Annotated in this window: 19 protein-coding genes; 11 read left to right on the top strand and 8 right to left on the bottom strand. The window is 69.2% G+C overall.

The annotated features are described in order from the left end of the window. Window positions 1-38 precede the first annotated feature (38 nt). From ACZ7MX_RS02770 to ACZ7MX_RS02780, 3 genes are all read right to left on the bottom strand, one after another. Window positions 39-4,943, bottom strand: a complete 4,905-nt coding sequence (locus ACZ7MX_RS02770) for a peptidoglycan-binding domain-containing protein (RefSeq protein ID WP_472128646.1) — start codon at window positions 4,941-4,943, stop codon at window positions 39-41. A gap of 21 nt (window positions 4,944-4,964) precedes the next feature. After that, window positions 4,965-7,943 carry a hypothetical protein gene (locus ACZ7MX_RS02775; protein WP_472128648.1) on the bottom strand — a complete coding sequence of 993 codons (2,979 nt, stop codon included), beginning with the start codon at window positions 7,941-7,943 and terminating at the stop codon, window positions 4,965-4,967. Window positions 7,944-8,522: 579 nt separating this feature from the next. After that, a complete protein-coding gene (locus ACZ7MX_RS02780) occupies window positions 8,523-9,356 on the bottom strand; it encodes a hypothetical protein (RefSeq protein WP_472128650.1) in 834 nt (277 codons plus the stop codon). Window positions 9,357-9,591: 235 nt separating this feature from the next. On the opposite strand from ACZ7MX_RS02780, the gene ACZ7MX_RS02785 reads away from it, so the two are divergent. Further along, the gene (locus ACZ7MX_RS02785; protein WP_472128652.1) at window positions 9,592-10,857 is read left to right on the top strand and encodes a hypothetical protein; all 1,266 of its coding nucleotides are present in this window, start codon (window positions 9,592-9,594) and stop codon (window positions 10,855-10,857) included. Window positions 10,858-11,069: 212 nt separating this feature from the next. Here the strand turns inward: ACZ7MX_RS02785 and ACZ7MX_RS02790 are convergent, their stop codons facing one another. Next, a complete protein-coding gene (locus ACZ7MX_RS02790) occupies window positions 11,070-11,495 on the bottom strand; it encodes a MarR family winged helix-turn-helix transcriptional regulator (protein WP_472128654.1) in 426 nt (141 codons plus the stop codon). A gap of 229 nt (window positions 11,496-11,724) precedes the next feature. Between ACZ7MX_RS02790 and ACZ7MX_RS02795 the strand changes: the two genes are divergently transcribed. The 4 genes from ACZ7MX_RS02795 to ACZ7MX_RS02810 are packed head-to-tail and all read left to right on the top strand — an operon-like array spanning window position 11,725 to window position 15,522. Beyond that, the gene (locus ACZ7MX_RS02795; RefSeq protein ID WP_472128656.1) at window positions 11,725-12,642 is read left to right on the top strand and encodes an SDR family NAD(P)-dependent oxidoreductase; all 918 of its coding nucleotides are present in this window, start codon (window positions 11,725-11,727) and stop codon (window positions 12,640-12,642) included. An 11-nt stretch (window positions 12,643-12,653) separates the two neighbouring features. Then, the gene (locus ACZ7MX_RS02800; RefSeq protein ID WP_472129283.1) at window positions 12,654-13,529 is read left to right on the top strand and encodes an amidohydrolase family protein; all 876 of its coding nucleotides are present in this window, start codon (window positions 12,654-12,656) and stop codon (window positions 13,527-13,529) included. Between the two features lie 10 nt (window positions 13,530-13,539). Beyond that, the gene (gene menE / locus ACZ7MX_RS02805) at window positions 13,540-15,039 is read left to right on the top strand and encodes an o-succinylbenzoate--CoA ligase (RefSeq protein WP_472128657.1); all 1,500 of its coding nucleotides are present in this window, start codon (window positions 13,540-13,542) and stop codon (window positions 15,037-15,039) included. Between the two features lie 27 nt (window positions 15,040-15,066). After that, the gene (locus ACZ7MX_RS02810) at window positions 15,067-15,522 is read left to right on the top strand and encodes a MaoC family dehydratase (protein ID WP_472128659.1); all 456 of its coding nucleotides are present in this window, start codon (window positions 15,067-15,069) and stop codon (window positions 15,520-15,522) included. Here the strand turns inward: ACZ7MX_RS02810 and ACZ7MX_RS02815 are convergent. From ACZ7MX_RS02815 to ACZ7MX_RS02830, 4 genes are all read right to left on the bottom strand, one after another. Continuing rightward, window positions 15,513-16,346, bottom strand: coding sequence for a PaaX family transcriptional regulator (locus tag ACZ7MX_RS02815; protein WP_472128661.1), 834 nt, complete (start codon window positions 16,344-16,346; stop codon window positions 15,513-15,515). The genes ACZ7MX_RS02810 and ACZ7MX_RS02815 overlap by 10 nt on opposite strands. Window positions 16,347-16,444: 98 nt before the next feature. After that, the gene (locus ACZ7MX_RS02820) at window positions 16,445-17,938 is read right to left on the bottom strand and encodes an alpha/beta hydrolase family protein (protein WP_472128663.1); all 1,494 of its coding nucleotides are present in this window, start codon (window positions 17,936-17,938) and stop codon (window positions 16,445-16,447) included. Between the two features lie 298 nt (window positions 17,939-18,236). Continuing rightward, window positions 18,237-18,935, bottom strand: a complete 699-nt coding sequence (locus ACZ7MX_RS02825; protein WP_472128665.1) for a hypothetical protein — start codon at window positions 18,933-18,935, stop codon at window positions 18,237-18,239. Between the two features lie 147 nt (window positions 18,936-19,082). Further along, window positions 19,083-19,895, bottom strand: a complete 813-nt coding sequence (locus tag ACZ7MX_RS02830; RefSeq protein ID WP_472128667.1) for a DUF6333 family protein — start codon at window positions 19,893-19,895, stop codon at window positions 19,083-19,085. Window positions 19,896-20,105: 210 nt separating this feature from the next. On the opposite strand from ACZ7MX_RS02830, the gene ACZ7MX_RS02835 reads away from it, so the two are divergent. From ACZ7MX_RS02835 to ACZ7MX_RS02860, 6 genes are all read left to right on the top strand, one after another. Next, the gene (locus ACZ7MX_RS02835) at window positions 20,106-21,407 is read left to right on the top strand and encodes an NAD(P)/FAD-dependent oxidoreductase (protein ID WP_472128669.1); all 1,302 of its coding nucleotides are present in this window, start codon (window positions 20,106-20,108) and stop codon (window positions 21,405-21,407) included. Further along, window positions 21,404-22,348, top strand: a complete 945-nt coding sequence (locus ACZ7MX_RS02840) for an RNA polymerase sigma-70 factor (RefSeq protein WP_472128671.1) — start codon at window positions 21,404-21,406, stop codon at window positions 22,346-22,348. The genes ACZ7MX_RS02835 and ACZ7MX_RS02840 overlap by 4 nt, the downstream gene beginning before the upstream one ends. A 304-nt stretch (window positions 22,349-22,652) precedes the next feature. After that, window positions 22,653-23,048: a nuclear transport factor 2 family protein gene (locus ACZ7MX_RS02845; RefSeq protein WP_472128672.1), complete on the top strand. Its 396-nt coding sequence runs from the start codon at window positions 22,653-22,655 to the stop codon at window positions 23,046-23,048. A gap of 449 nt (window positions 23,049-23,497) precedes the next feature. After that, window positions 23,498-23,764, top strand: coding sequence for a DUF3761 domain-containing protein (locus ACZ7MX_RS02850; RefSeq protein WP_472128673.1), 267 nt, complete (start codon window positions 23,498-23,500; stop codon window positions 23,762-23,764). A gap of 184 nt (window positions 23,765-23,948) precedes the next feature. Then, entirely contained in the window at window positions 23,949-24,848 is a 900-nt protein-coding gene (locus tag ACZ7MX_RS02855) for a hypothetical protein (RefSeq protein WP_472128675.1), read from the top strand. Next, window positions 24,845-26,926, top strand: a complete 2,082-nt coding sequence (locus ACZ7MX_RS02860; protein WP_472128677.1) for a hypothetical protein — start codon at window positions 24,845-24,847, stop codon at window positions 26,924-26,926. Before ACZ7MX_RS02855 ends, ACZ7MX_RS02860 begins: the two co-directional genes overlap by 4 nt. The last annotated feature ends 11 nt before the right edge of the window (window positions 26,927-26,937 follow it).

The following is a 26,937-nucleotide window of genomic DNA, read 5'->3' on the forward strand; positions in this document are numbered from 1 at the left end:
GGGGAGAGTCGATTACCTCGCAGGTAAGGAACCCCAGGTCAGCCGTGACGGAACCCGCCGAATCCGCCACCGTGGTCACCCGGCCCACCGTGGTCGTGGCCGTGGTCACCCGGCCCGCCGTGGTCGTGATCGTGGTCACCCGGCCCACCGTGATCGTGACCGTCGCCGTGGTCGTGGTCGTCGCCCGGACCGCCCGGCCTCGGCGGGAGTTCGACGGTGTCGCAGTAGATCACCGGGCCCGGCGTCGTGAGCGACGTGGGGACGTCGGGGCGGATGCCCTCGGTTTCGAGGACCAGCAGACGCAGCGGCCCGCGCCGTCCGGGCGGTAGCGGGATCTGGCCCGTGTAGAAGGGCGTGTGGGAGGACTCCGCGTCGACCGAGGTGAGTGGGGTGGTGGTGTCGTCGAGGGTCACCCAGCCGAGGTCGTCGTCGTCGACCAGGCTGTTGCGGCGTTGCAGCGTGGCGGTGATCCGTGGCGGCTGGGAGCCGGTGGGGTCCCAGGAAGGGCCGCTGACGCTGACCGAGAGCGGGTCGCCGAGCGTGACCCGCAACTCGCGGTCGGGCAGGGTACGCACCAGGTCGGCGAGGACGACCTTGGAGATCTCGGCTCCGGAGACGGAATCCGGCTGGTAGCGGACCAGGGCGAGCCGCACGAAGGGCAGACAGGTGTCCCCGGTGTCCAGGTCCAGGTCACAGAACCAGCGGCCGACCTTGTCTGGGTCATCGCCGGGCTTCGGCACGGGCGTTTCGCCGGGCTTCTGTGCGGCCTCTTCGAACTGCGGGGTGAAGCCGACGACCACTACGGGGAGGGCGATCGAAGGAGGATCCGTCGAGGGGGGGTCCGTCGAGGGGGGATTGAGAGGGAGCTCCGGGGACCGCTTCACCGCATTGGTGAACATCTCCGGGGTCGGGGCCACGACCGGAGCGGAACGGTGGATGGGGTCGCGGCCCATCAGGGTGACCCAGGAGTCCCGTACGGACGTGGGGTCGCCTCCCGGCGGCCTGCCGAGAACCACGCCGAGCAGTTCGCCGTCTCCGGAGGAGTACCAGGGACGGTCCAGGTAGACCCGGATTCCGCGACCGTGCCGGCGGTGGACGATGACACCGGGCGGTCCTTTGATCTCCTCCAGGGTGAGGGTGGGCACGCAGTACTGGAGTCGCGGTGCTGTGGGGCGTGCGCTGCTCGGCACGGAGAACTCCTGCGGCTGCCCCGCCACGGTCAGCACGTTCTTGTCCGGCGTGGCGGACCCGGCGTTCTTGTCCGGCATGGCGAACTCCGCCGGGAAGTAGTCGGCGAACTTGCTGCTGGCCACCGGGTGGTAGCGCACCACCCGGTGTTTGGTGTCGCCGAACTCGTGCTTGCCGGGGTGGGGCGGGCCGGGTGGGTTGGGGTGCTTGTCCGGGTGCGCCACCGCGTCCTTGGCGTCCGCCTTGGCCTTCTCCTCCGCCGCCTCGGTATTGAAGGTCAGGACGCCGTCCTGGAGGAGGGCGGGTTCGGCGCCCGGGACGCCCTTCTGGCTCGCCGCCCACGCCGTCAACACGTCGAAGACCGGGGCGGTCATCTCGCGGGTGTCGCGGCCCTCGGGGCCGGCGTCCCGTACCTCGGTCCACTCGGCGATCAGGTCGACCCGGTCCGTACTGTCCTCGTCCAGTGCGATGGCCCCGGACAGGTGCTGGGCGGTCGCTCCGAGCGGACGCCGGGTCGCCGGCGGTGGTTGTACGAGCGTCAACACCGGTGATTTCAGCGGCTGTTGAACCGCGTGCACCAGTGTGAGTTCCTGCCAGGGGGTGAACATCCAGTGCCGGCTGGCGGCGGCCAGTGCCAGCACGTCGTCGGTGCGCCGCGCTGCCGCCGCCCTCCTCGCCGCCACTTCCCCCTCCCCCTCCATCGCGAGCCTCGGTGCCGATTCCTGCTGATCCCGGCACCACCCGGCCAGGCCCATGATCTTTTCTTCGAAGTCGATCCTGGAGCACACCCGGACGGTCGCCACGGCGCCCTTCGGCAGGAAGACGGTCAGCACCCGGGACGCCTCGTCGAAGCGCGGCGGCGCGGTGCCCTCGGCCAGCCGCAGCCTGAGGGAGCGCGGGCGGTGCCAGACATCGCCGTCCCAGGCAACCGGGAAGGGCTTCCCCTCAGCCATGCCGGGCAGGTCCAGGAAGACGGCACCCGTGGACAACGGATCGGGGAGATAGGGCAGTTCGACCTGCTCGCCCGTGTGCAGAACGGTGTTCGCCGGGTTGTTGGGGTCCGCCGCCGGTGACTTGATCGTCTTCACTTCGACATCCGGCTGGGACGGGTCGCTCAGCGAGCCGCTCTCCCGTACGGCCAGGTCGTAGACGGCGTTCTGTACGTTCGGGTCCGTGGATCCGATGGCCTTGTCCAGGAGTCCATGCCACTCGATGCAGCGCAGCGACGCCTTCGGTGCCACCACATGGCGTTCGTCGGTACCCCGGTACGGATCGTGGCCTCCCGAGGTGACCAGCGGCGACCGGTTGAAGTCCGCGGCGTACTGCTCCGCCGTCATTCCGGCTCCGGTGCCGGCCGCGGTGCCGGTTCCCGTGCCGGTGTCGGTGCCAGCGTCGTGGCAGTCCAGGACGGCGAAGCCGCTCTTGCGGCCGAGTGCGATGAGAGTCGTGCAGCCGGGTACGCCGTCGGCGTCGCTGCCCGTGAAGCCCTGGGCCTTTTGCTCGTCGGCATAGGCAGCCCTGGTCTGCTCTCCGAAGAATCCGGTCGGGCCGGCCGGGATGGAATGTCCCTGGGCGATGAGGGCCTGCTGGACGACACGCACCTCGTCATTGGTCATGCCGGGCTGGACATTGGCCCGGTGGACGGTGATCTGCGGCGTCCCGGAAGTGGCCGGCGGCGGGCCGGCCCCCGGGCTGCTGCGGATCACCAGCCGGTAGTCCGAAGCGCCTTCCCCGGACCGGAATCTGGCCACCACAGCGGGTGCCAAAACGGACTCGAATCTCTGGAAGGTCAGTAGCCCCGCGTCCTTGGGGAGCAGCAGGGCCTCTCGGTCCTTCGGGCCATCGGCGGCCGCCCCGTCCGTTCCGTTGTCCGTCAGGTCGACCAGGGCGTCGGCCTCCTTCTTCTCGAGCCCGTTGCCCGCCAGGTCGACGGTGCGCATGCGTACCCGGTACTCGTGGCCGAACCGCAGCCTGGGCAGCGTGCCGGGCCGCACTTTCGGTGTGATTTCCAACGGCAGTTTCGTCTGCGCCTCGTTGTTGAGCGGTACCGGCTGGTTGGGGTGCCGGTCCTCGTCGACCGAGCCCGTATCGGTGTCCAGCACCAGGCCCGGCCGGGGCGCGGACAGTGACCAGCCGTCCCAGGTGACCAGTTGCTCGGGCACGTAGAGGTGGTCGGGGTGCATCGCCTCAGGGGGTGGTCTGAGCAGGTGGGCCTGGAAGAAGCCCTCGTCGGAGGCCGTGAGCAGGAGCGGTCCGCCGCGCGGCTTCCGGTATTCCACCTCGCGCTCGTGCAGCGAGAACCACTGCCGTCGGGTCTCGTCCCAGATGTCCAGCCGGTGGCCGCGCACCAGGTTCTCGGCGAACAGTTCGGGGGTGGGCACTTCGTCGCCCGCGGCGTGCGGGGCGGCTCCCGGATGCTGCGGGTCGGGTGTCGCACTTTGTTCCTTCTGCTGCGCGACCACCTGGGTGAACGCCTTGTCATGCTCGGCGGCTCGGGCGAAATCCTGCCGGAGGCTGTCCACGCGATTGTCCCTGACCAGCGCGATCCCGTGGGTCCGCACCGTGGCGAGTCCGGTGGCGTCCTGGGCGGGCCCGACCATTTTGCCTGCGGCGGCGTCGATGTCGGCCGGTTCGAGAGTGAAGTTCCCCCGCAGTTCCACCAGGCCGCCGGCGGGTGGCGTCAGCGGGCCGTCGGTGGGTGCCGCGGCCCGGGGAGCGAAGGCACGGCGGTCCGGCAGGAAGACGTATCGCGTGCGGGGCGACACGTCGTGCGACGCCTCCTTTCCCAGTTGGGGATCCCAATGGGGGATGGCCTTCAGGAACAGCTGGCCCGACGAGACGGGGACCAGGTTGGCCGGCAGGCGGAAGTCCAGGACGAGTCCGAGTTGCCGCAGCAGGGTGGGGTGGTCGCCGAGCCAGGTGAGCATCTGGTGGAAGTCGGGATCGTGCTTCTCGGGTCGTGGCGGTGGCGGCGGTTCTTCGCCGGCGACGGTGGGCGGTCCCTCCGGCATGGGGATCGTGTGGAAGCTGTGCAGGCTCTGGAGCGCCGAAGGCATCGGTGGTTGGTCGTCCGCGGTGGTGTCACCGACCGCTGTGGGCTCGTCCTTGGGACCCACGTCACCGGTGCCCGCGGAGGTCCCTGAGCCGTCGCTCGGGGAGCCGCCGTTCGTTGAACTTCCGTCCGTCGGGCCGCCGTTGGTCGATCCGCCGTCCGTGGAGCCGTCGCTCGGTGGCATCACCAGGTCGCTGGTGGGGAGTGGTACCTCGGGTGATTTCACGGCCGCTTCGGCGTACTTTTCCTTGGTGAAGGTGCTGACCTCCTTGGCGGAGTAGGTCTCGCATGCCTGGTCCGTATGCCGTTCGAAGACGTAGGGATCGAGCGGCGTGCCGGTACCGAAGAGGCTCTGCCACAAGTGCGCATTGGGAAGCGGGCCGTGCGGCTTCACCCCGGTGACGAAGGGCGTCGAGGGGGCGGGTGTCGTGTCGGGCTCCTCGTCCGTCTCGGTGGAGGTGGAGGGCTCACGGGTGCCCGCGCCGGTGGCAAAGTCAAAGGTGGCGTTCGCGATCTTCTCCGGCCAGCGGAGGAAATCGGGGAAGTGCGAGTCCAGCGTGAGGCGTTTCGTCGGGTCCGGTGGGTCGGGCGGGGCGGGCCCCAGCAGCCGCGGCGCGATGAACACCGACACCTTCACCTGCGTACCGTCGGCCGTCATCCCGCCGGGGAGAACGGTCCAGTTGATCTGCTGTTCGAAGTCCATGGTCGTCTCCACGCGGCTCGCTCACGCGGCGAACGCCGCGCAGTATTCCGGCCAGTCCTGCTCCTTCGAGAAACATTGCGCGAAGGTCGGGTCGACCGGCGCACCGGCGAAGGTCCGCTCCAGTTCCAGCGAGACGGACTTGCTGAAGAAGGCGATCCGTACGCTGACCGTGAGGGTGCCTCGGCCACGGACGATCGACTGCTTGCCCTTCTTCTCGTACGTGAGCTCCAGATAGAACTCGACGGACACCGTGACGATGCCCAGCACCGTCAGGAAGCCGTTGCACCGCAGGTAGCCGGACAACTTCACGTCGTTCTTGGCGAGCATGAAGCGGATGCCCGCCATGATGGAGACCCCGCCGCTCGCGACCCCGAGATCCAACGCCGCGGCGCCGCCGAACTCGATGGCACCCTCGACCTCCTGTACGCCGCTGGCGTCGACCAGCAGGGAGAAGTAGCCGCCGCCGCCGAACAGCGAGACCGTGACGTTGAAGGGGTGCTTCTGCTCGCAGACCGAGAAGCGGAACGAGACCGGCTTGCCGTCGAAGGGGATCGCCAGCTCGGCCGACAGGGTGAGGTTGGCCAGGTTGAAGACGCCGAGGGGGATGGTGGGAATGGCGAGCTTGTACCCGGCACGGATGCCGGTGGTCTGGACGTCGATGAACGCGCCGGCGCCGAAGACATCGGCGGGCAGGGCGCTGCGGAGGGTGTTGACGAACTCCATCGGACCGCGGAACGTCAGCTCCACACCGGAGGCCGCCACGTCGGGCTTCTGCCCCGGACCGGTCTTGAACTTCAGCTTCTCGAAGTCCACTCGGGCCATACCCAGGAAATCCAACGCGAAGTGGCTCAGGCTCCCCTCCACCGTGGATTTGGCGACGGCGTCCGTCGAACGCACGGTCCGGGCGTCCAGGACCAGCGACGCCTTGGACACGTCGATCAGGGGCGGGGAACCCCCGGGCGGCGGGTCCAGCGGCGGCTTCCAGACATACCGCAGTTCCTTGCCCTGTCCGTCCGCCAGGTCGCGCATGCGCAGCACGGGCGCGGGCAGCAGACGGTTCGCGTCTCCGAGTATCTTCGCGATCTCGTCGTCACCCAGCTTCCGCAGTGTGCCGAGTTGTTCCTTGACCAGCTTCTTCAGATTCAGGTACTGGCTGAGGTCGATGCCGAGCAACTGCGCCCCGCCGAAGGCGTCTTTGATGGCCTTGACAGCATCCGCATCGGTGATCGCGTCGGTGGCCTGGTCCGACTTGAAGATGTCGGGGAGGACGCCCGCCCGGCTGGTGATCAGCTTCACCGCGGCGTTGGGGCTGGAGAGTCCGCCCGCCTGCTGCGCCCCGAAGGTGAGGTTGAGCGGGGTCGTCAGATCCAGGTACGCCCCGGCCGGATGCCCCTCCATCTTCTGCTGCAGAAACGTGTCGTTGAACTGGACCTTGAGATTGCCGGCGTTCGGGGTGAACTGCTCCACGGCGGGGACCCGGACCTCCGCGGCCGCCACACAGGGTTGGCCCACTACGGGCGCACCTTCCGGGCCGAGCCGGAAGGTCAGGAAGCCGACTGCGTGGCTGGTGCTGCCGGGGGCGCCGTCGGGGGGCTGCGCCATGGCCATGACCTGGCCGTGGAGCTCCCGTCTCTGGCGCTGGTCCATCTTGCTGGGCTTGCCGGGCTTATCGTCGGGTGATTTTTCCTTCTCCGGATCGTAGAGGTCCTTCAACTGCTGCTGTTCATTGGACAGTCCGTCGGGCACGAACACCAGCGGCATGGTGAAGCTCACCTTGCGGCCCTCGGAATCCGTGCCGATCAGGGTGAATTCGTGGTCCTTGCCGGATTCCTTGAGACGAACCCAGAAAGCCTTGACGTCCGGCTTGTCCTGTTCAGGGGGCAACGGAGGATTGGGAGGGACGTCGGGCGGAATGATCACCGGAGTGACGCGGTCGGTGATGCGCAGCACCTTGAACGGCATCTCGCGTCCCTCATGCTGGAAGCCGGTGGCTGCTCCGTACGTCACCTCCGGCTGCTTGACGATGATGCGGTCCTCCCGCTGCAGGTAGGCCACGATTCCATCGTCCGGACGCGCGATGAAGAGCCGCTTGTACTCCTGCATGTGCAGGGCCTCATGGCCCGTGCACAAGTGGCCGTGCCAGACGATGCGGACGTACTGGTCACGCCCCAGCCCTGTGATGTGGTCGTACGCCACCAGGCCCGGGACACGCTGATCGACCTCCTTGTAGCGGGCGAGGGCGGCAGGATCCACCAGCGGCTCCCAGGCGCCGTGCAGATGGGCCGAGGTACCCATGGGCGTGAGGAGGAACTGTTCCGCGCGCAAGGGGTCACTGTGGACTTCGAGCGGCCCCCCTTTTCCGGGCAACGGTATGCGGCTGGTGAGGGTGACGAGGTCCTGCAGGACAACGTCTACGTACGGCGCGCCCGGTGGCAGCCTCCCCCCGTTCGTGACCATGGCGAAGGCCCGCAACTTCACGCCGCCGTCCGATGCACCGAGCCCGGCGCCGTCCGGTGCAGGATGCAGCCGGACGTGCCACAACGCGGTGCGCCCGTCGGCTTGTTGGGGTTGGGGACCGCCCAACCAGTCCACGGGCTGGTCGTAGCTGATCAACAGCCGGGTGGGAAACTCGATGATGCTTCTGGGAACGCCCTGGAAGAACGTCGATCCCGGCGTGTCCGGGGTTGGTGGGTCGTCCGGCACCCTGAGCGGCACCAGGCGCTCCCAGTCGAGCAAGCCGTCCAGCGACAGCTCCAGCTCCTTGATGTCCGCCGGCACCGAGAAGGCCAGCCGGGTGGAGCCGGCGGTGACTGCTTGCATGGGAGCAGTCACCCTGTTCAGGTCGTCGGGCACCTCTTCCGCCACGTGCTGGGGAGGCAGCCCGACGAGGATGAACGCGTTCGGTGTGTCGGGGGCCCGCACGAGGCGGTGGCGATGGTCGTCGAAGTGCAGCCCCATGAGTGTGATGTCGACGACCAGCATGTCCGCGGGTCGCACCACCCGGAACGGTCCCTCCGCGACGTCGTCCTCATGGGGTGGAGGCTGGTGTGGTGGAGGCTCATGTGTGGGAGGCCGCCCGGTACCGGAGCCCGTGCCCCCACCGAAGCCGCCACCAGGACCTCCACCACCGCCGCCGAAGCCACCGCCGCCGAAGCCACCGCCGCCGAAGCCACCACCGGGCCCCCCACCGAAACCAGGACCCCCACCGCCCCCACCGAAGCCCCCGCCCCCGAAGCCCCCGCCGAAACCGCCACCCCCGAATCCACCGCCTCCCCCGAAGCCGCCGCCCCCGCCCCCGAACCCTCCGCCGCCGCCGGCACGGTCGCCGCGCTCGCCGCCGTGGTCGTTGCCGTGGCCGTCGGGCTGGCCGTCATCAGGATGGTTTCGCAGCTCCGCCCCGAGCCACAGGGAGACGGGACGGCGGGAATGGAACGACATGAGGAACGCCTCACCCGAGCCCATGAAGGTGTGCAGAGACCGTGCCAGGGGCGAGGTGCACAGGCACCTTCGCCTCTCTTCCATGCTTACTCCGGTGGCGTACCGGCGCCACCGGGGTGGGCGACAGCCGCCGAGCCGATATCACTCCTCCTCGCCGACCAAGCCGGACAGCTCCGTCGCCGCATCGGCGAGGGCGGCCGGGTACGCGTCCCCGATCAGCGACGCGGTCTCGCCCGGGACCTCGTCGGCCTCCAGGATGGGGTGCGGCATCCCGACGTCGAACGGGGACAACACGTCGTCAGCCGCTCCGGTGACGACCGCGATCAGGCTCTGGAGCGACGACGAGGGCGACTGCGCGGGGTTGTCGGGCGGGTCGCCCCAGTGGTCCAGGAACCACTGCTTGAAGTCATCGAGCGTCACCGAACCGAAGTCCGGGGTGTGCTGGCCGGTGTAGTCCCTCCAGGCATTGTTGAGACCGGAGGCCAGGTCCTGGAGGGTCTGCTGGGCGGCGGCCGCCGCGTCGGCGTTCCGCTGCACGGCATCGGCCTGGGTGTCCGCCGCATCGTCGTCGCCGGCGTCCACCGCGCCGTCGTAGCGCTCCAGCGAGGTCACCAGTGCGGTCAGGTTGTCCGCCAGGACCGTCTGCTGGGCGGCGAACCGCACGACGGTGCGCTGCGGCTCCTCGTCGGGCAGGGCCGACTCGTCGACCGCCGCCTCGCTCACCCACACCTGGTCGAAGTCGTCGCGCGGCGGGTCTCCGGCCAGCTTCTGGACGACCGTGAAGAACACGACGAGGGTGCCCGCGACCACGGCCACCGGGCCGGCCACCGGTGCCGTCTGGGGCTGGATCTTGCCCACCGCGACGGCGGCGGCGGCCACCGCGGCCGCGCTGTCCCGCGCCTCACCGGCGACGGTCGCCACCTTCTGTTTGAGCGACTGCTTCTTCTGCGGCTTGACCTTCTTACGAGGTGGCATGGTCGGCCCCCTTGGTGCCCGTGAATTTCTGGTGCCGGCGGACGCCGGACGGCGTCCGAGCCCGACTCCGACCTCTCAACCACGGTGACACCCCGTCGAGTTGTCGGCGACCGCAGCCGGCGCCCGGGTGCGGGCCGGTGGTCGGGGGGCTAGCGTGGAAGGGAGCCGTCGTGCCGCCCGTGTCTGGACGACGTCCCCGGCCCCCTCACCCTGCCCCTCCCCCAGGCGGATCGCTATGTCCTCCACCGTTCGCATCGCCGGCGCGCTGCCCACGCCGGACGCCAACCCGAGCCTGAGCATCGTCTTCGCCGGCGGCTGGTCGGTGGGTTACGACTGGGCGGCGGACCACGTGGTCACCGCGGGTGCGCCGGTGCAGCCGTTGTTCCCCGCGCCGTTCGACCGCGACCTGGACGGCGCGCTGCTCGGCCAACAAGCCTTCAGTGACTTCGAGTACGTCTTCCAAGGCGGCAACTACCAGCGGATCAAGCTGGTCGGGCTGCAACCGGACGGCGACCCCGCCTCGACGGCGGCCAACTGGTTCCTGCCGTCCGACTGGACCACGCTCGACGCCGTCTTCCCCGGCGGCGGGATGAAGAGCGGCTTCGCCTACTTCTTCCACGGCGCGGACTACATGCGCTTCGACTGGCCGGCCAACGCGGCCTCGGCCGGCTACCCGAAGCCGATCGGCCCGAACTGGCACACCAGCGGCGACTTCACCCACGACCTGGACGGCGAGATCACCGGCCTGCGGGGCTTCGGCACCAAGGCGTACCTCTTCCGGACCGTCACCACCATGGTGAACAGGGACGGCCGACGGACCTCCAGCGGTGGCATCGTGGTGAATGCGCCGGTCTACTGCCGTTACGACTTCAACGGGGAGGTCGTCGACAACACCGTCACCGATCCGGCCGACGTCGTCGGGCAGTGGAACGGCCTCTTCCCCCTGCTCGACGCCGGACCCGCCATCGAACTCGGTCTGGCCTGGATCGACGCGGCCGAAACGGCGGCGGCCGCCACGCCGCTCGATCCCGCCACCCTGACGGCGTTCGCCCATCACTTCATGACCGGATCCCCGGACGCGACCGTGGTGAACACGGTCCGCGACCGGCTCCGGCAGATCCGCGAGCGGCTCAACGAGCTTCCGGACCGGTTCAAGTGGACCGCGGACCTGGGGTTCCCGGCAGTGACCACGCCCGGCGTACTGACCGAGCTCGGGAACGAGTTCTCGACCTTCCATGGGCCCAACGGCCGGGCGGCGGCGCTGATCCACGAGGCGAGCCACTTCCGCTTCGACGCCGGCATCGACGTGCCGGAGTGGTCGGGCGAGGTGGTCGCCGGGGTGCAACAGGGTCAGGCGGTGATCGGCGGCGTCACCATGCCCCGCTACAGCACCATCCCGACCTCCGACGCCCTGGTGAACCCGAGCTCGTACGCCGCGTTCGCCCAGGAGACCGCGCTGGGCGAGGACACCCGGTTCGGTGCCGCCCGGCCCCAGCTCTGAACGCGGCGCTCAGGCGGCGCCGGCTGTGAACGCGGCACTCATGCGGCACTCATCGAGCACCTGCCGCCCGGCTCGGACAGGAGGGGAGCCTGCCCCGCACGACCACTGCTGGTCGGGCCGGTACCGCCGCAGGGGTGCGGTACCGGCCGCAGGGCACCTTGCCCATCGGGCGGGCCACAGCGGGGCTTTCCGCGCACGACAACCGTGCCGCGTTACTCCAGCCCCGCCTCCGCGATCCGCAGCAGCAGCGCATGCAGCGTCTTCCGCTCGGCCGGCTTGAGCGGATCCAGCAGTTCGTTCGTCACGCGCAGACCTGATGCGTCGGTGTCGCGGAGGAACGCGCGGCCCTCCTCCGTCAGCACGACGATCCGGCTGCGCCGGTCGTCGGGGGCGGGCCGGCGCTCCACGAAGCCCAGCTTCTCCAGATCGTCGACGAGACCGACGATCGCGCTGGGGTCATAGCCCAGCCGGGCGCTCAGCTCGCGCTGCAGAGCCCCCTTTGAGGTCGCGAGGAAGCGCAGCAGCGCGTAGTGCCGCAGGCGCACGCCCGACTCCTGGAGGAAGGCGTTGAAGAGCTGCCCGGAACGCAGCCCCAGCCGGTACAGGAGATAGCCCGTGTCCGCGTGCAGTCCGCGCATCCATGGCTCGTGCGCGTCGATCGGGACGGGGGTCTTGGTGCGCGGCTGGCGGGCGATGACGGGCTCCCGGGTCAGGGCCCCGGCAGGGGCGGGTGGTGAGTGCTGGTCACAGTGTGACGCATCGCGTCGGTCGGCAACAACTATTGACGTCAACAATCATTGTTCTTACCTTCGATCTCGACGTCGCACCCCGAGCGCCGTACAGGCGCCCCTACGAAGGGATTCGTACGTGCCCACCATCGATCTCACCGGCAAGGTCGCCGTCGTCACCGGCAGCGGCCGGGGCCTCGGACTCGCCTACGCTCAGGCGCTGGCCGCGCACGGCGCCTCCGTCGTCGTCAACGACGTCGACGAGGACGCGGCGGAAGCGGCCGTGAAGTCCCTCACCGAGGCGGGCGGCACGGCCGTCGCCGACGTGGTGCCGGTCGGCACCGCCGAGGCCGCGGACCGCCTGGTAGCGCGTGCCGTGAACGAGTTCGGGCGGCTGGACGTCCTGGTCACCAATGCGGGCATCCTGCGCGACAAGGTCCTGTGGAAGATGACCGACGAGGACTTCGACGCGGTGCTCACCACCCACCTCAAGGGCACCTTCACCTGCGCCCGGGCCGCCGCCGTCCGCATGCGCGAGCAGGGCGAGGGCGGCACGCTGATCCTGGTCGGCTCCCCGGCCGGCCAGCGCGGCAACTTCGGACAGACGAACTACGCCGCCGCCAAGGCCGGTATCGCCGCCATGGCCCGTACCTGGTCGATGGAGCTGGCCAGGGCCCACATCACCGTCAACGCGATCGTGCCGGTGGCCGCCACCGCCATGACCGACACCATCCCGGCCTTCGCCCCGTACATCCAGGCCATGAAGAACGGCGAGCGGCTGCCGGACTTCCTGCGGAAGGGCGAGGGCTTCGGCACGCCCGAGGACTGTGCGGCCCTCGTCCCCTTCCTCGCCTCCGAGGCGGCCCGCGGCATCACCGGCCAGGCCATCGGCATCGGCGGCGACAAGGTCGCACTCTGGTCGCATCCGCAGGAGATCAGGGCGGCGTACGCCGAGGGCGGCTGGACCCCGGACGCCCTGGCCGACGTCTTCCCCACCTCGGTCGGCGCCGAGCTGCAGTCGGTCGGCATCCCGGCGCCCGCGTTCCCGGAGGCGTGATGACCCCCTCGATGCAGCTCGAAGAACTCGTCGCGATCGACGTCCACACCCACGCCGAGGTCTCCTCCCAGGGCCGCTCCTCACTGGACGACGGTCTGCACGACGCCTCCGCCGCCTACTTCAAGGTCGAGGGCAAGCGGAAGCCGACGTTGGAGGAGACGGCCGCCTACTACCGCGAGCGGAAGATGGCCGCCGTGATCTTCACGGTGGACGCCCAGTCCGCGACCGGGACGCCCCCGGTCCCCAACGAGGAGGTCGCCGAGGCGGCCGCCGCCAACGCGGACGTGCTCATCCCCTTCGCCTCCATCGACCCCTTCCGCGGCCGGGCGGGCGTGCGGCAGGCCCGCCGCCTGGTCGAGGAGTACGGGGTGAAGGGCTTCAAGTTCCACCCCAGCATCCAGGGCTTCTTCCCCAACGACCGCGCTCTCGCCTATGAGTTGTACGAGGTCATCGAAGAGACAGGCACGATCGCGCTCTTCCACACGGGCCAGACCGGCATCGGCGCCGGCGTTCCCGGCGGAGGCGGGATCCGCCTCAAGTACTCCAACCCCCTGCACGTCGACGACGTCGCCGCCGACTTCCCACACCTCAAGATCATCCTGGCGCACCCGTCCTTCCCCTGGCAGGACGAGGCCCTCGCCGTCGCCACCCACAAGCCGGGCGTGCACATCGACCTGTCCGGCTGGTCGCCGAAGTACTTCCCGCCGCAGCTCGTGCAGTACGCGAACACGCTGCTGAAGGACAAGGTCCTCTTCGGTTCCGACTTCCCCGTCCTGACTCCCGATCGCTGGCTCGCCGACTTCGCGAAGCTGCCGGTCAAGGACGAGGTGAAGCCGAAGATCCTCAAGGAGAACGCCGCCCGCCTGCTCGGGCTGACCACGCCGTAAGGGGCCGTCGATGCGCAACGAGGGACTGGGGTCGTGGCCCGCACGCCGGGCCCGCAAGACCCCGCACCGTACCGCCTTGCTCCACGGCGACTCCGCGACCACGTACGCCCAACTGCACGAGCGCACCACCCGCCTCGCGCACGCGCTGCGCCAGCGCGGCATCCGGCGGGGCGACCGGATCGCCTACCTCGGCCCCAACCACCCGTCCTACCTGGAGACACTGTTCGCGGCGGGCATCCTCGGCGCGGTCTTCGTCCCGCTCAACACCCGTCTCGCCGGGCCCGAACTCGCCTACCAGCTCGCCGACTCCGGCGCCAAGGCCCTCGTCCACGGCCCCGCCCACGCCGGGCTGGTCGACGAGCTGTCGCGGGACACGGACGTACGGACGCCCATCGACGTCGGCGCGGAATACGAGGAGTTGCTCGCCACGGCCCCCGCGGCGCCGATCGACGAGCCGGTCGGCGCCGACGACACCAGCCTCATCATGTACACCTCGGGGACGACCGGCCGCCCCAAGGGCGCGATGCTCACCCACGGCAACCTGACCTGGAACGCGCTCAACGTCCTGGTCGACACCGATCTGACCGCCGACGAACGGGCCCTGGTCTCGGCGCCGTTGTTCCACACGGCCGGCCTGAACATGCTCACCCTTCCGGTACTGCTGAAGGGCGGCACCTGCGTGCTCGTCGAGGCGTTCGACCCGGAGGACACTCTCGACCTGATCGAACGGCACCGGATCACTTTCCTGTTCGCCGTACCGGCCATGTTCGACCGGATGGCACGCCATCCGCGCTGGGCGGACGCGGACCTGTCCAGCTTGCGGATCCTCAACTGCGGCGGCTCCCCGGTGCCGACGCCGCTGATCGCCCGCTATCAGGAGCGGGGGCTGACCTTCCTCCAGGGCTACGGGATGACCGAGGCGGCGCCCGGGACGCTGTTCCTGGACGCCGAGCGCGCGGGCGACAAGGCGGGGTCGGCCGGTGTGCCGCACTTCTTCAGCGACGTCCGGGTGGTCCGCCCGAACCTCACGCCGGTCGACGTCGGCGAGACCGGTGAGGTCGTCGTCCGCGGGCCGCACGTCATGCCCGGCTACTGGGGCCTGCCCGAGGAGACGGCCGCCTCTTTCGCCGACGGCTGGTTCCGCAGTGGGGACGCGGCCCGGGTGGACGCGGACGGGTACGTGTACATCGTCGACCGCATCAAGGACATGATCATCTCCGGCGGGGAGAACATCTACCCCGCCGAAATCGAGGACCTGCTGCTCGCCCACCCCGGCATCGCCGAGTGCGCCGTGATCGGCGTCCCGGACGAGAAGTGGGGCGAGGTGCCCCGCGCGGTCGTCGTACCCACAGAGGGCCTCGCACTGGACCCGGACGAGGTGCTGGCCTCGCTGGCCGGGCGACTCGCCAAGTACAAGATCCCCAAGTCGGTGGTGATCGCCGACGAACTCCCGCGCACCGCCTCCGGAAAACTCCTGAAATCCCGGCTGCGCACCCGCTACGGCAACTGACCAACTCCCCCAAGGAACAGGCCACTTATGAGCATCACCGTCAACGGTATCGACGAGCTGAAGAAGCTCGCCGGCAGCGACCTCGGCACCAGCGAGTGGATCGCGGTCACCCAGGAGCGGATCCACACCTTCGCCGACGCCACCGGCGATCACCAGTGGATCCACGTGGACCCGGAGAAGGCCGCCGCGGGCCCCTTCGGCGCCCCGATCGCCCACGGCTACCTCACCCTCTCCCTCTTCATCCCGCTGTTCACCGAGCTGCTGGACGTCCAAGGCGTCACGACGAAGGTCAACTACGGCCTCAACAAGGTGCGTTTCCCCGCGCCGGTGACGGCCGGCTCCCGCATCCGGCTGGCCGGAAGGCTGGCCGAGGTGGAAGACGTGGCCGGCGGTATACAGATCACCGTCGACGGCACGATCGAGATCGAGGGCGGGACCAAGCCTGCGGCCGTACTGCAGAGCCTGTCCCGCTTCTACGCCTGATCGGGGCGTACGGGTACGAGGTCGAGAAGGCGTTCCGAGGCGTCCCGGGCGAGCGGCGCGAGCCGGTCGTACACCGCCCGGAACGTCCTCTCGGCCGGCTCGGCCGGCCAGTCGTCCGGCAGGTGCCGGACCGGCAGACGCGGGTCCCGGCGGATGATCTGCAGCCACTCGGCCTGCAGCCGCAGCCGGAGGGCGAGCGCTGCGAGAGGGGGCCCCGGCTGTCTCGTCTCCCACGGCTGCCAGCGCCGGACGAACCCCTCGTAGTATCCGGCCAGTTCGGCCAGTTCCCAGGTCTCCTCGATCATCGCGCCGATGTCCATGCCGGTGTCGGCGTGCGCCCGGAAGGTCTTCACATGGGCGGCCAGGCCGAGCTCGGCCACCAGCGAGGACACGTCCACCTCGCCGGGTGCGATCCACAGTCCGCTGAACAGCGGTCCGAAGCCGCTCCAGGTGAGCTTCGCGCGCAGGTCGTGGCGCTGGCGCTGCCAGGACTCGGGCAGCGAGAAACCCAGCAGGGTCCAGGTGCCGTCCCACTCCCGGTTGACCGCGCCGGTCTGCCAGATGCGCCGTTCGCCGTCGCGCAGCACGGCCGCCGCGTGCCCGGTCAGCCCGAAGTACATCCGGCGGCCCTCACGCTGGCGGCGCAGCAGGCCGCGGTTCACCATGCGGGTCAGCGTCGAACGTGTCGCCTGCTCACCGATCCCGGCGCGGGCCAAGACGTCGATGACGCTGCCGGAGTACACGCAGACGTCCCGCCCCAGCACCTGGTCGCCCAGGAACGTCAGCATGAGGGACTGGGGCCGCAGCGACTCGTCCGTGTTCACGCGGTCCACCGTAGCCCCCTCCGATCCTTGCGTGACCTGGCGGTTCGCCTTCCCGTGCGCGTTCACGTCCGCTTCCCCGTCCGCGTTCACCTCACGGATCAGTGTGCCGCCGCGTGACGTCCCCGGGCACCGACCAGCTCCGGAGCGGTGTAGCGGAGGAACGAGGGGTAGCTGCCCTCCCCCGCCTCCCCCGCGGCCTCATTGAGCTTCCGCGGCTCGGTGGCCGCGCCCCACCTGCCGGTGTCGAGGCGGTGCTCAAGGGCCTTCAGGACGGCGAGCCAATTGGCGGGCTTGAAGGTGCAGTGGCCGGTGGCGTGCACATACGTCTGGCGCAGCATGCTGCCGTCGCCCGCGTCGCGCACCGTCCGGGCGTACTCGCTCTCCTGAGGCGCCGGGTTCAGCGGGTCGTCCGTGGTGTGCAGGGTGAGGTTCGGCACGGCGAGGTGGCCGGAGGGCACGGCGGTGCGCTCCATGTTCCGTACGGCGTCCGGGTCCGCCTCGGTGTGGGCGTTGCGTGTGAGCTTGGCGAGGTCCTTGTCCAGGTCGAGGTCCGCCTTCTTGTAGAGGGCCTGGACCTGGGAAAGATCCCGGCTGTGGCGGAGCAACCGGGCGTAGTCGACACCGGTGTTGGAGTAGACGGGGCCGCCCTGGGCCTTCTCCACCTGATAGCGCGCCCCGAGGGTGAAGGGGAGGGACATCTTCACGAGCCCCTCGGCCTGCTGCTTCTCGCGCGCCTCATAGTCATGGGCCTCGGGCGGCTGCCGGCCGCTGAACCAGTTGGGCTGGTTGTGCAGGGCCGCGACCAGTGCCGTACGCGCGCGTCCCTGTGCTGTTGACTGGGCGCCCTGGACGGCGGCCACGAGGGCCTTCCCGGAGGCGGCGGCTTCCTCGTCGGAGGAAAAGCCGCTGACCTTGATCTGTTTTCCGGAACGTCCGGAGCCGCCGGAACTTCCGGAGCTGCCGGAGCCGCCGGAGCTGCCGGAACTTCCGGAGCCGTTGGGGACGAGGAGTTGGTTGATCGCGTAATCGCCATCCGTTTGGTACTCGTTGAAGTCGAGACCTCCCGCCACGATGCCGCAGGCGGAGAGCGCACCGTCGACACGGCCCCGGCCCTGCTGCGCGATGAGCGAGTTGATCAGCCCGCCCATCGACTCCCCCCAGGCAAGGATCCGTTTCGGCGCGCGCACCGCGGCGACCCTCTTCCTGACCGCGCTGAGGGTGTCGAACTGGTCCTTCACGGCCACATTCAGTGCCCAGCGCGAGCTACCCGAATACGAGGAGCCGACCAGCGCATAGCCCCGCTTGAGGAGCGCCTCTCGGGTCTTCGGGTCGGGGGCGTTCCGCGCCCGGAGCGGTCCGTAACCGTGCGAGAACAGCATCAACGTGCCGTTGAAGTCCTGGGGCACATCAGCGACCCAGTTGGCCCCGTCCGCGAGCTCACCTGTGTAGTGCTGGGCATGGGCAGCGTGCCCCGTGGGGGCGGCGCTGTCGGACGCCTTGGGGGCTCCGGCCCGCCCGGTCTCCGCGCCGTCGGGGGCCCCGCAGCCGGCGGTCACCGCCAGCGCGGTACAGCAGCCGAGCACTGCGGTCACGGTTCGGGGGTAGGGGGTGGGGTGAGCGCGATGTCCGGGGCCTGGCGATGTCATGAGGACTCCATGGTCGGCTGGCTACGGAGAACCGACGGTAGGCAATGGAGCTGCAGCCGTCAACGAACTGCCTAACGTCACTCCATCGCGCTCCCCTGCGTGAGGCCCAGGACACAGCAGCCTGGGCCTCACAGTGACCGTGCCGGGAGAAGTGACCGACCGTTCCCGAGGAAGTGACCGTTCCTCAGGAAGCGGCGGTCCCCGGGAAGTGACCGTTCCCGGGGTCCGAGAGCTCGGTCGCGGATCAGTCCTCGTTGTTCGTCAGGCTGGCCCGGTAGGTGACCTTGGAACCGAGGACGTGCTCCTTCTTGTAGGCGGCCTTGCCGAAGGACGCCACCTGCGGCTCGGCGGACCAGTAGGTCTGGGCACCGTAGCCCTTGACGCTGACGCGGTTGTGGGTAACCGCTATGGCCGCATTGACATTGGAGACCTTGGCGGTGGCGGTGGCTCGCTTCGGGCCGTTGCCAGTGGTCGGATAGGCGATGCTGATGGTCTCGGCGGTGACCGGGATCTTGAAGATCTCCTCGGTCACGGTGAAACGGACGGTGGTGGTGCGGCGCTTGTCCTTACCCACGGCAGTGGAGGCCGTGGTGACGAAACGCACCTCGCTGTTGTGCGGGTCGATGACCGTGCGCGGCTGCCCGATCCGGCCCTCCACCTGACCGAGGAGAGCCTCGTAGATCTTGCGGTTCTGGAGGTCCTGGACGAAGGTCGCCTGCTGCCCCTTGGTCAGTGCGCTGAACCCCTTGAGGGCCTTCTTCGCCTCGGGCGTCTTCTGCTTCTTCAGGTACGCCTGGTAGGACGCCACGGTGAGCTTGGCGGGCTTCTTCGCGACGGCCTCAGAGGCGTCAGCGGCATGCGCAGTGGGAGCGAGGATCGCTGCGGAGGCGCCGACGGCTATGGCTGCGGCGGCGAGGCGGCGGCTCGCGGTGCGGGTGGGCATAAGGGTTCCTCCCGTTGCGGAAGTGATGCTTGTGGTGGTCGCAATGAACCTACGGAAGCACCGCGCCGGCCGAAATCGTCTCTCCAGCCAGCGTCCGTTGGGGCATGGGCCATCCGTTCAACTCCCTTTCGTCCAGGGGCATCCGGGTCAGCGCCCGAACCACGCCTCCTCCAGCTCGGATGCGGCGGTCGACGTGCGACGAACGCGGAACACGGAAACCCGCCGGCCTCCGGCACCGGGGCCGACGCCGGGGCCGCCGGGGAGCCCCCAAAGGGCGAGGACCCCGAGATCGGACCAGACACGGTCGCAAGGGTCCTCATCGAGGTCGAAGCCCGCTTCCGCTGCCGCCTCGCGGTCGATGCCTATGGCGCGCAGCACCTCTTCCGGGTCGCCGGCGAAATCCCATGCGTCGTCGCAGTCCCATCCCGCGGCGTACGCCTCCACGCCGCCGGGCAGGACCACCACGTCTTCGAGGAAGCTGTTCCCGTAGTCCATTTCGACCGACCCGACGATCCGGGCCTCCGGGTGCCGTGCACGCTGCCTGCGGACCTCCTCCGTCATGGCATACGTAAGGAAGTCACCGCCGAGGGCCGGATCGGTGATGTGGACGGCGTTGCCCCACCATCCGACCGCGACCAGTTCCAGGTCGGCGCGCACCTCCGGATCGCGAAAGTCCGCGATGAGGCGGTCCGGCAGCTGCTCCAGAACCTCCTCCACGGTGCCCAGCTCCTCAACGACCTGGCGGGCACGCACCGGGTCGTGCGGCACCATGGCCGACTCGTCGGCCTCGTCCGGAGATGGGAACGGCGGAAAACGCAGGGTCAGCACGGCATGGCTGCCCGCCTTCGGCCTCACCTCCTGGGACCCGTCCTGCGCCCCGCCCTGTGTCCCGTTCTCGGTCCTGTCCCTGACCCCCGGCTCGGGGTCTCCTCCGGGCCGTTCATGCTGCATGCGGCTCATCTCACTCACCATGATCGGAGCCTAACTCCCGGCACTGACAACGCACTTCGGGCGCCCGAGCCACCGTCTCTCCGCCCCTCCCAGCCCCTCGTCGCCCGCAACCTTTCGACTGTGTCGCGCATCACGCCGGCCCCGTGTCACGAAGGGACGGCGAGCTTGCATCTGGTGGTCGTCAGCAAGCGGGCGGGGAAAGTGAAGGAAGGCGAGAAGATGAGCGCACAGCACGAAGCCGGAGCCGATGTGGCGATCACCAGCCGGTCGACCACTCGTCGAACGGCCAACCATCAGCCGGCCAACCATCAGGCGGCCAACCATCAAGCAGCCAGTCATCAGGCGCCCGCCCACCGCGTCCTCATCCTGGGAGCGGGGTACGCAGGCATGGCTGCCGCCATCCAGCTCGGGGCTCGGGTCGCGCGGCGCGAGGACGTGCAGGTGACGCTGGTGAATGCGCAAGAGCGGTTCACCGAGCGGCTGCGGATGCACATGACGGCGACCGGGCAGCAGCTCGCCGAGCTGAGCATCCAGGAGATGCTGGAGGGCACCGGCGTGCGCTTCGTGCGCGGCTGGGTGACGGCGGTGGACGCGGACACCCGGACCGTCCGGGTCGATGACGACCAGGTGCTGCCCTATGACACGCTGGTTTACGGGTTGGGGAGCGTGGCCGACACCGCGGCGGTGCCGGGCGTCGAGGAGCACGCGTACACCCTCGACTGCGCCCAGGACGCCGAGGTGCTGGCCAACCGGCTGGCGCAGCTCGGCAGCGGCACGGTGGTGATCGCCGGCAGCGGACTGACCGGTATCGAGGCGGCCGCGGAGATCGCCGAGCAGCACCCGGAGCTGAACGTCGTACTGCTGGGCCGGCAGGAACCCGGTGCGGCCATGAACCCGAAGGCCAGGGCCTATCTGCAGGCCGCACTCGACCGCCTTGGCGTCCGGGTGCGCAGCGGGGTCGAGGTGGTGGAGGTCCTGCCGGACGCGGTCGAGCTGGCGGGTGGGGAGAGCATCGAAGCCACCGCGGTCCTGTGGACCAGCGGGACCCGGGTGTCGCCGCTGGCGGCCACCGCCGGCCTGACGGTCGACGCGCGCGGCCGTATCGTCACCGACGTCGCGCTGCGGTCGGTGTCGCACCCGGATGTCTACGCCGTTGGCGACGCGGCGGCGATCCGCCAGGGTTACGGGGTCATGCACGGCACCTGCCAGGGCGGCATGCCGACGGGCGTGCACGCGGCGGTGTCCATTGTCCGCGCACTGAAGGGCAAGCAACCCAAGCCGTTCCGTTTCGGCTATTACCACACGCCGGTGAGTCTGGGCCGGCACGAGGCGGTCGTGCAGTTCACGCACCCCGATGACAGCCCCCGACGGCTCCATCTGACCGGACGTCTGGCGGCCCGGTATAAGGAGACGGTGAGTGCTTCCCCCTGGCCGACCTACGGCCGCATGAAGAAGATGCCCGCCTCGGGCGCGTTCTGGCCGCGCGGCGGCCGCTTCACCCGCATACGGGAGGCGCGATGACCTACCCGCCCCCGTGCCCCGCACCGAAGCAGCAGCCGGACCCGGACCAACAGGTGTACCACCAGCATCGCAACCTGCTGTTCTCGGTGGCCTACCGCATCCTCGGCACGGCGGCGGACGCCGAGGACGCGGTGCAGGAGGCCTGGATCAAATGGTCGGCGGCCGACCGCTCGCAGGTGGCCGACCCCAAGGCGTACCTCACGCGGATCGTGTCGAATCTGGCGCTGGAACGACTGCGCTCGACCCGGCACAAACGGGAGACGTATGTGGGGCCGTGGCTTCCGGAGCCCATCCTCACTGTCGGCGACACCGCCGATTCCGTCATGAACGCCGAGTCGGTGTCGATGGCGATGCTGGTGGTGCTGGAGACGCTGAGCCCGCTGGAGCGCGCGGTGTTCGTGCTGAAGGAGGTCTTCGGCTTCAGCCATGCCGAGATCGCGGAGGCGGTGGAGCGTTCCGAGGCCGCGGTGCGGCAGACCGCACACCGTGCGCGCGAGCACGTGGAGGCCCGGCGGCCGCGCTTCGCCGCGGACCGGTCGCGGCAGCGCGAGGTCACCGAGAAGTTCTTCGCGGCCGCGACGGGTGGGGACCTCAACACCCTGATGGAGTTGCTGTCTCCGGACGTCACGCTGTGGACCGACGGCGGCGGCAAGGTCCGCCAGGCCCTGCGCCCGGTGGTGGGCGCGCCAACCGTGGCCTCCTGGTTCGCCGCCATCGGCACCGTTACGTACCAGGGCATCGAGCCTGCCGATATGCACGCCGAACTGGTCGAGATCAACGGCGGCCCGGGTCTGGTGTTCAGCGGACCGGACCGCGTGATCGCCACGGTCACCTTCGATTTTGACGCCGAAAGCCGCATCACCGCCCTCCACAATGTCGCCAACCCGGACAAACTCCGGGCCATCGCGGACGGCACCCCGCACAACGTCGCCACCCGGTAAGTCCGGAGCGTGCCAGCCACCCACTCCCGGTCGTCCAGCTGGGCACCACCGGTACCCAGCCGACGCGGGCGACCGGGAGGAGGGGCCGGTGGCGCTACGCAGTGGTGCTCGTGCATCGCCGCACAACAACAGGCGGCCCATCGACCCCAGTTGCCGGGTGTCGAGAGCACCACTCTGCCGTCCCACACCACCGGGCGCCGCGGCCTAGGCTCGACCACGCCACCTTGCTGAACCACCGCGAGTGCGCCGTTGCTCCGACCCGCCGCCGGCAGCGCTCGGTGAAGAAACAGGAGATGCCAGACCCATGTCCACGAACACCACCGATCCCACGATCGCCGAACGGTTCCTCGCCGCTTTCAAGGACCGTGACTGGCAGGCACTGCGTGATCTGCTCGCCGACGAGATCACCTGGTCCATGCCGGGAACCGGCACCATCTCCGGCACCCTTCACGGCGCGGACCTGGCCGTGGAGCGGGCCCGGCAGATCGCGGATCGGGGAGTGCGGACCGAGTTGCTGCACGTGCTCATCGGCGCACACGGTGCGGCCCTCTCCCTCCGCAACACCGCGACCGCCCCAGACGGCCGCGAGCTCGACGAACACCTTGCGACCGTGCTCACCATCCGATCCGGACGTATCACCGCCATCGACAGCTACCTCTCGGACATCGACGGCATGAGCACCTTCTTCTCCACAACCTGACCGGGCCTGACCAGCCTGACCTCGCATGACCTGGCCTGGCCTGGCATGACCTGGCCTGACCTCGCATGACCTGGCCTGACCTCGCATGACCTGGCCTGGCCTGGCATGACCTGGCCTGGGCGGAGAAGGCGAGTTCCGTCGCGGTCACCGTCAGGAAGCCGGCGGCTCGGCAGGCAAGAGGACGGGGCTGAGGAGGTAGGGCACGCGATCCGGGGAGGCAGCCGTGGTGCTCGTCGCGCACAGCATGGGCGGCTGGTCGCACGCCGCGCAGTGGAGACGGGGCGGACGAGATCGGCCACCTCCTCGAATCGAAATCAGAATCGAACTCGAAGCCGAAGCCGACGATCCGGCCGTGATTTCTTCCGTACCGCAGGTGGCGGACTTCCACGCCTATGTACGATACGGCCGAAAAAGAACGCCATGTAGCACCATTCCTGTGGGGGGAATTCTTGAAGAGCCGTATAGCCGCCGCTGCGGCTGCCGTTGCCCTGGTCCTCGGGGTCGCCAGCACGGCGGAAGCGTCGACGACGCTGCCGCGCACGAACACCGCGCACAGGTGCGTGCACCACACCACCGGGGTATGCGGGTGGAAGGCCGGCAAGAAGCCGGCGGACCGCTACGAGACCGCGCGCTGCAAGGACTACAGCCATTCCTACTCGCGCCACTCCAGCGGCACCTGCTCGCACCACCGCGGTGTGAAGTACTGGTGGAAGTGAGGTAGTCACAGTTACGGAGCCACAGTTACGTGGTGACGTGCCGCCCCGTCTGCCCTGCGGACGGGGCGGCGACGTGTGTGGACGGCGGAGTCCTCGCCTTCCTTGCGGGCGGGAACTTCCGCTCCAGAGCCGTAGGCCGACCGCGTGAACTCGATTGTCAGTGGCCGGCTCTAGGGTGATCCACATGGAAGCCACGGCTCTGGAACAGAGACTGCGAGAGCATCCCGACGATGTCGCCGCATGGCGCGCCTACGCCGACGCGCTACACGAACAGGGCGATGCACGGGGGAAGTTGATCGAGTGGGAACAACGCGCGTGCGTGGCAGGCGCCGCCGAGCGCAAGCAACTGGCCTTCGAAATACGGCAGTTGTCCGACGGACACCAAGACAGCTGGGACGCGGAGTTGCCGTCGGAAGTGACCGTCGAGGCGCGTCGGCACGGGTTCGCCACGAAGGTCGCCGTCGAATGGTCCGACGAGGCACCGGAGTTGATAGCGAGGGCCCTGCGCGGCCGCTTCGTGACCGCATTGCGGATCAAGACGGGTGATGACCCGGAGGGCGAGGAGTGGGGCCACGAAGAGGAGCACTGGGGCGAGAACGGTCCGCTCATGCCACCGCCCGTCGAGGCGGACGGTCTCGCGAGCCTCGGCCTCGGCCGGCTCGTCGCCCTCGACCTCTCGTACTTCCGCATCGGTGACCCCGGTGCCGAGGCCCTCGCGGCCGCGACCGGGAACGGTCGGATCGAGACGCTGGACCTGCGGTACTGCGCCATCGGCGACTCCGGCCTGGCGGCCCTCACCGCATCCCCGCACTTCGCGGCGGTCCGGCGGCTGCACCTCCAGTGCAACGCGGTCACCGCGGAGGGCGTGCGCTCGCTGACGGGTTTCCCGAACCTCACCGAGCTCGACCTCCGGTACAACCACATCGGCGAGGACGGCGTTGACGCCCTCCTGTCGGCACCGTTCATCGGCTCCCTCAAGCGTCTTCTGCTGTACCGCGACGACGTCTCCGAGGCGGGCGTGCGGAAGCTCGCCTCCGCCCCTCAGCTCCCGACCACCCTGCGCAGCTACTGGAGGAGCGTGTGAGCGCCGAACTCCGCGACCGTTTCTTCGCCCTCTCGACCGGTGGGGCCACCGAGGAAGAGGTCGCCCGCTACCGCTCCGAGGTCGACGCGACCGACACCGAGCCCGCCGCGACGCTCGACGGCCTGTCGGTCTCCTGGCACCCCACCGCGCGCCACAAGTCGGTGCGCTTCGTCGACGCCGAGCGCATAGACGCCGAGGTGCGTGAGCTGTTCGCCCGGCCCAGCGAGGGCGCGCCGCACCTGGCCGCCGTCTTCGTCGATCCCCGCGAGCTGTCGTTCCGTACGTTCGAGAACATCGTTCCGCTGGACCACCTGTTTGCGGACGTCCCCCTGGACCTGGAGCTCGCCGAGCCCGTCGAGCTCGGGCCGGACGCGTACGCACTGTCGTTGCGACTGCCGGAGGCCGCCCGCACCGGTCTGGAACGGCTCGACTCACTCAACCTCTACGTCCCGCCGCTCAATGCCTCCTCGCGCGGCGGCGAACGCTTCATCTTCCACTCGGCGCTGCTCGCCGAGGCGCTCACCAAGGCAGTGTCGGCCGCGATGCCGGAGGCGGTGCTCGACGGCTTCTCGCATGTGAATCCCGTATTCCGCTGCAATCGCTTCGAGCCCGGCGACAGCAACTTCCACCACCACCGTGATACGCCCTACTACGACGCCGCCCGCGGTCACGTCTCCCGCCACACGGTGCTGCTCTACCTCACCGGGGGCTCCGCCGATCCCGCCCTGGATCTCGTCGGCGGGCCGGCAGTTTCCGAGATCGAGCCGCTGACCTGCGTGATCTTCGATCAGCGGTACGAGCACGAGGGCGCGCCCTACCGTGACGGCCGCAAGGTCTTCCTGCGTACCGAACTCGTCTTCAGCGAGCCGGACGTCACGCACGATCCGGAGATCGGCGCGCTGTTCAGCAAGGCCTGCTACTGGACCGGCGAAAGCGTCTTCGCTCCCGAGCTCGCCCGCCATGCCGACACCTACTACAACCAGGTCGCCGCAGCCCATTGGAACGGCCTCACCCCCGGTGAGACCGACGAGCCCTTCGTCCACAAACAGTTCCGCGGCGTACACTTCCTCGCGAACGGCTACGACTTCTGGTTCCCGAAGAGCGACACCCTCTCGCTGGCCGAATGCGCCGCGATCACGCTGCTCGACTACTTCAATTGCAAGATCGGCGACACGGCGTTCCGCGATCTGTGCGACACGTCCGTGATCACGGCCGAAGGCGCGGACGGCACATGGATCCCCGCCTTCCTCAAGACCAAGCACGCCGAGTCAACGACGTCAGCCGAGTCATCGGCTTCGCCGAACTCTGCACACACGTCGGACTCTCCCCACCCGTCAGGGTCGCAGATACCGTCACACTCGCCCGTCTCGTCGTTCGACAAGTCGGCCTTCTTCCCGGACGGGGAAGAAACGGACAACGTGTGCTGCCCGTTCCACGACTTCGGCAGGTTCGACGCCACGCGTTCCGATGAGATCGTCGATCTCTACGAGCGTGCTCAGACCTTCGCCAAGGCGCACATCATGCCGGCACCGATCCTGATGCTCGGGGAAGACGTGGTCCTCGACCCGGAAAAGTTCGTGATCCGGGGCAATCAGATACACATCCTCGGCAAAGAGCCGCTGACGCCCGTGAACTTCGCCGCGTGCTGGAATTCCGGTGGAACGCCCGACAACTACATCGACGTTGCGGCCACGGTCGGCGCGGCGCACTTCCTGGTCCCGCCGATCGTCTTCAGCGAGTCGGACGACTGCTATCACCTTCAGTTCGACTTCTTCCGCAACACCTGGATGGTGAAGCACCAGCAGTCGACCGTGCCCGTCCCCATGATCCGCCGGATCGACGAGGTCGAGGCCGAGGAACTCGACGAGGAAGAGGCGTATCCGTGGATGGACGCCGTCGACCCCTCACTGGTCACCGGCGGCTCCGATGAGTCCGCCCGCACCCCTTGGTGGGCCGACGAGTCCCCGCTCGTCGACGAGCTCTACGACCACCTCGCCGAACGTGAGGACTACTACGACGATGAGGATGACGACGGGGACCACGAAGACGGCGAGGAAGACGGGGAAGACGACGACTAGGCACTGTCCGA

The sequence above is a fragment of the Streptomyces sp. NPDC107765 genome, from assembly GCF_055657085.1.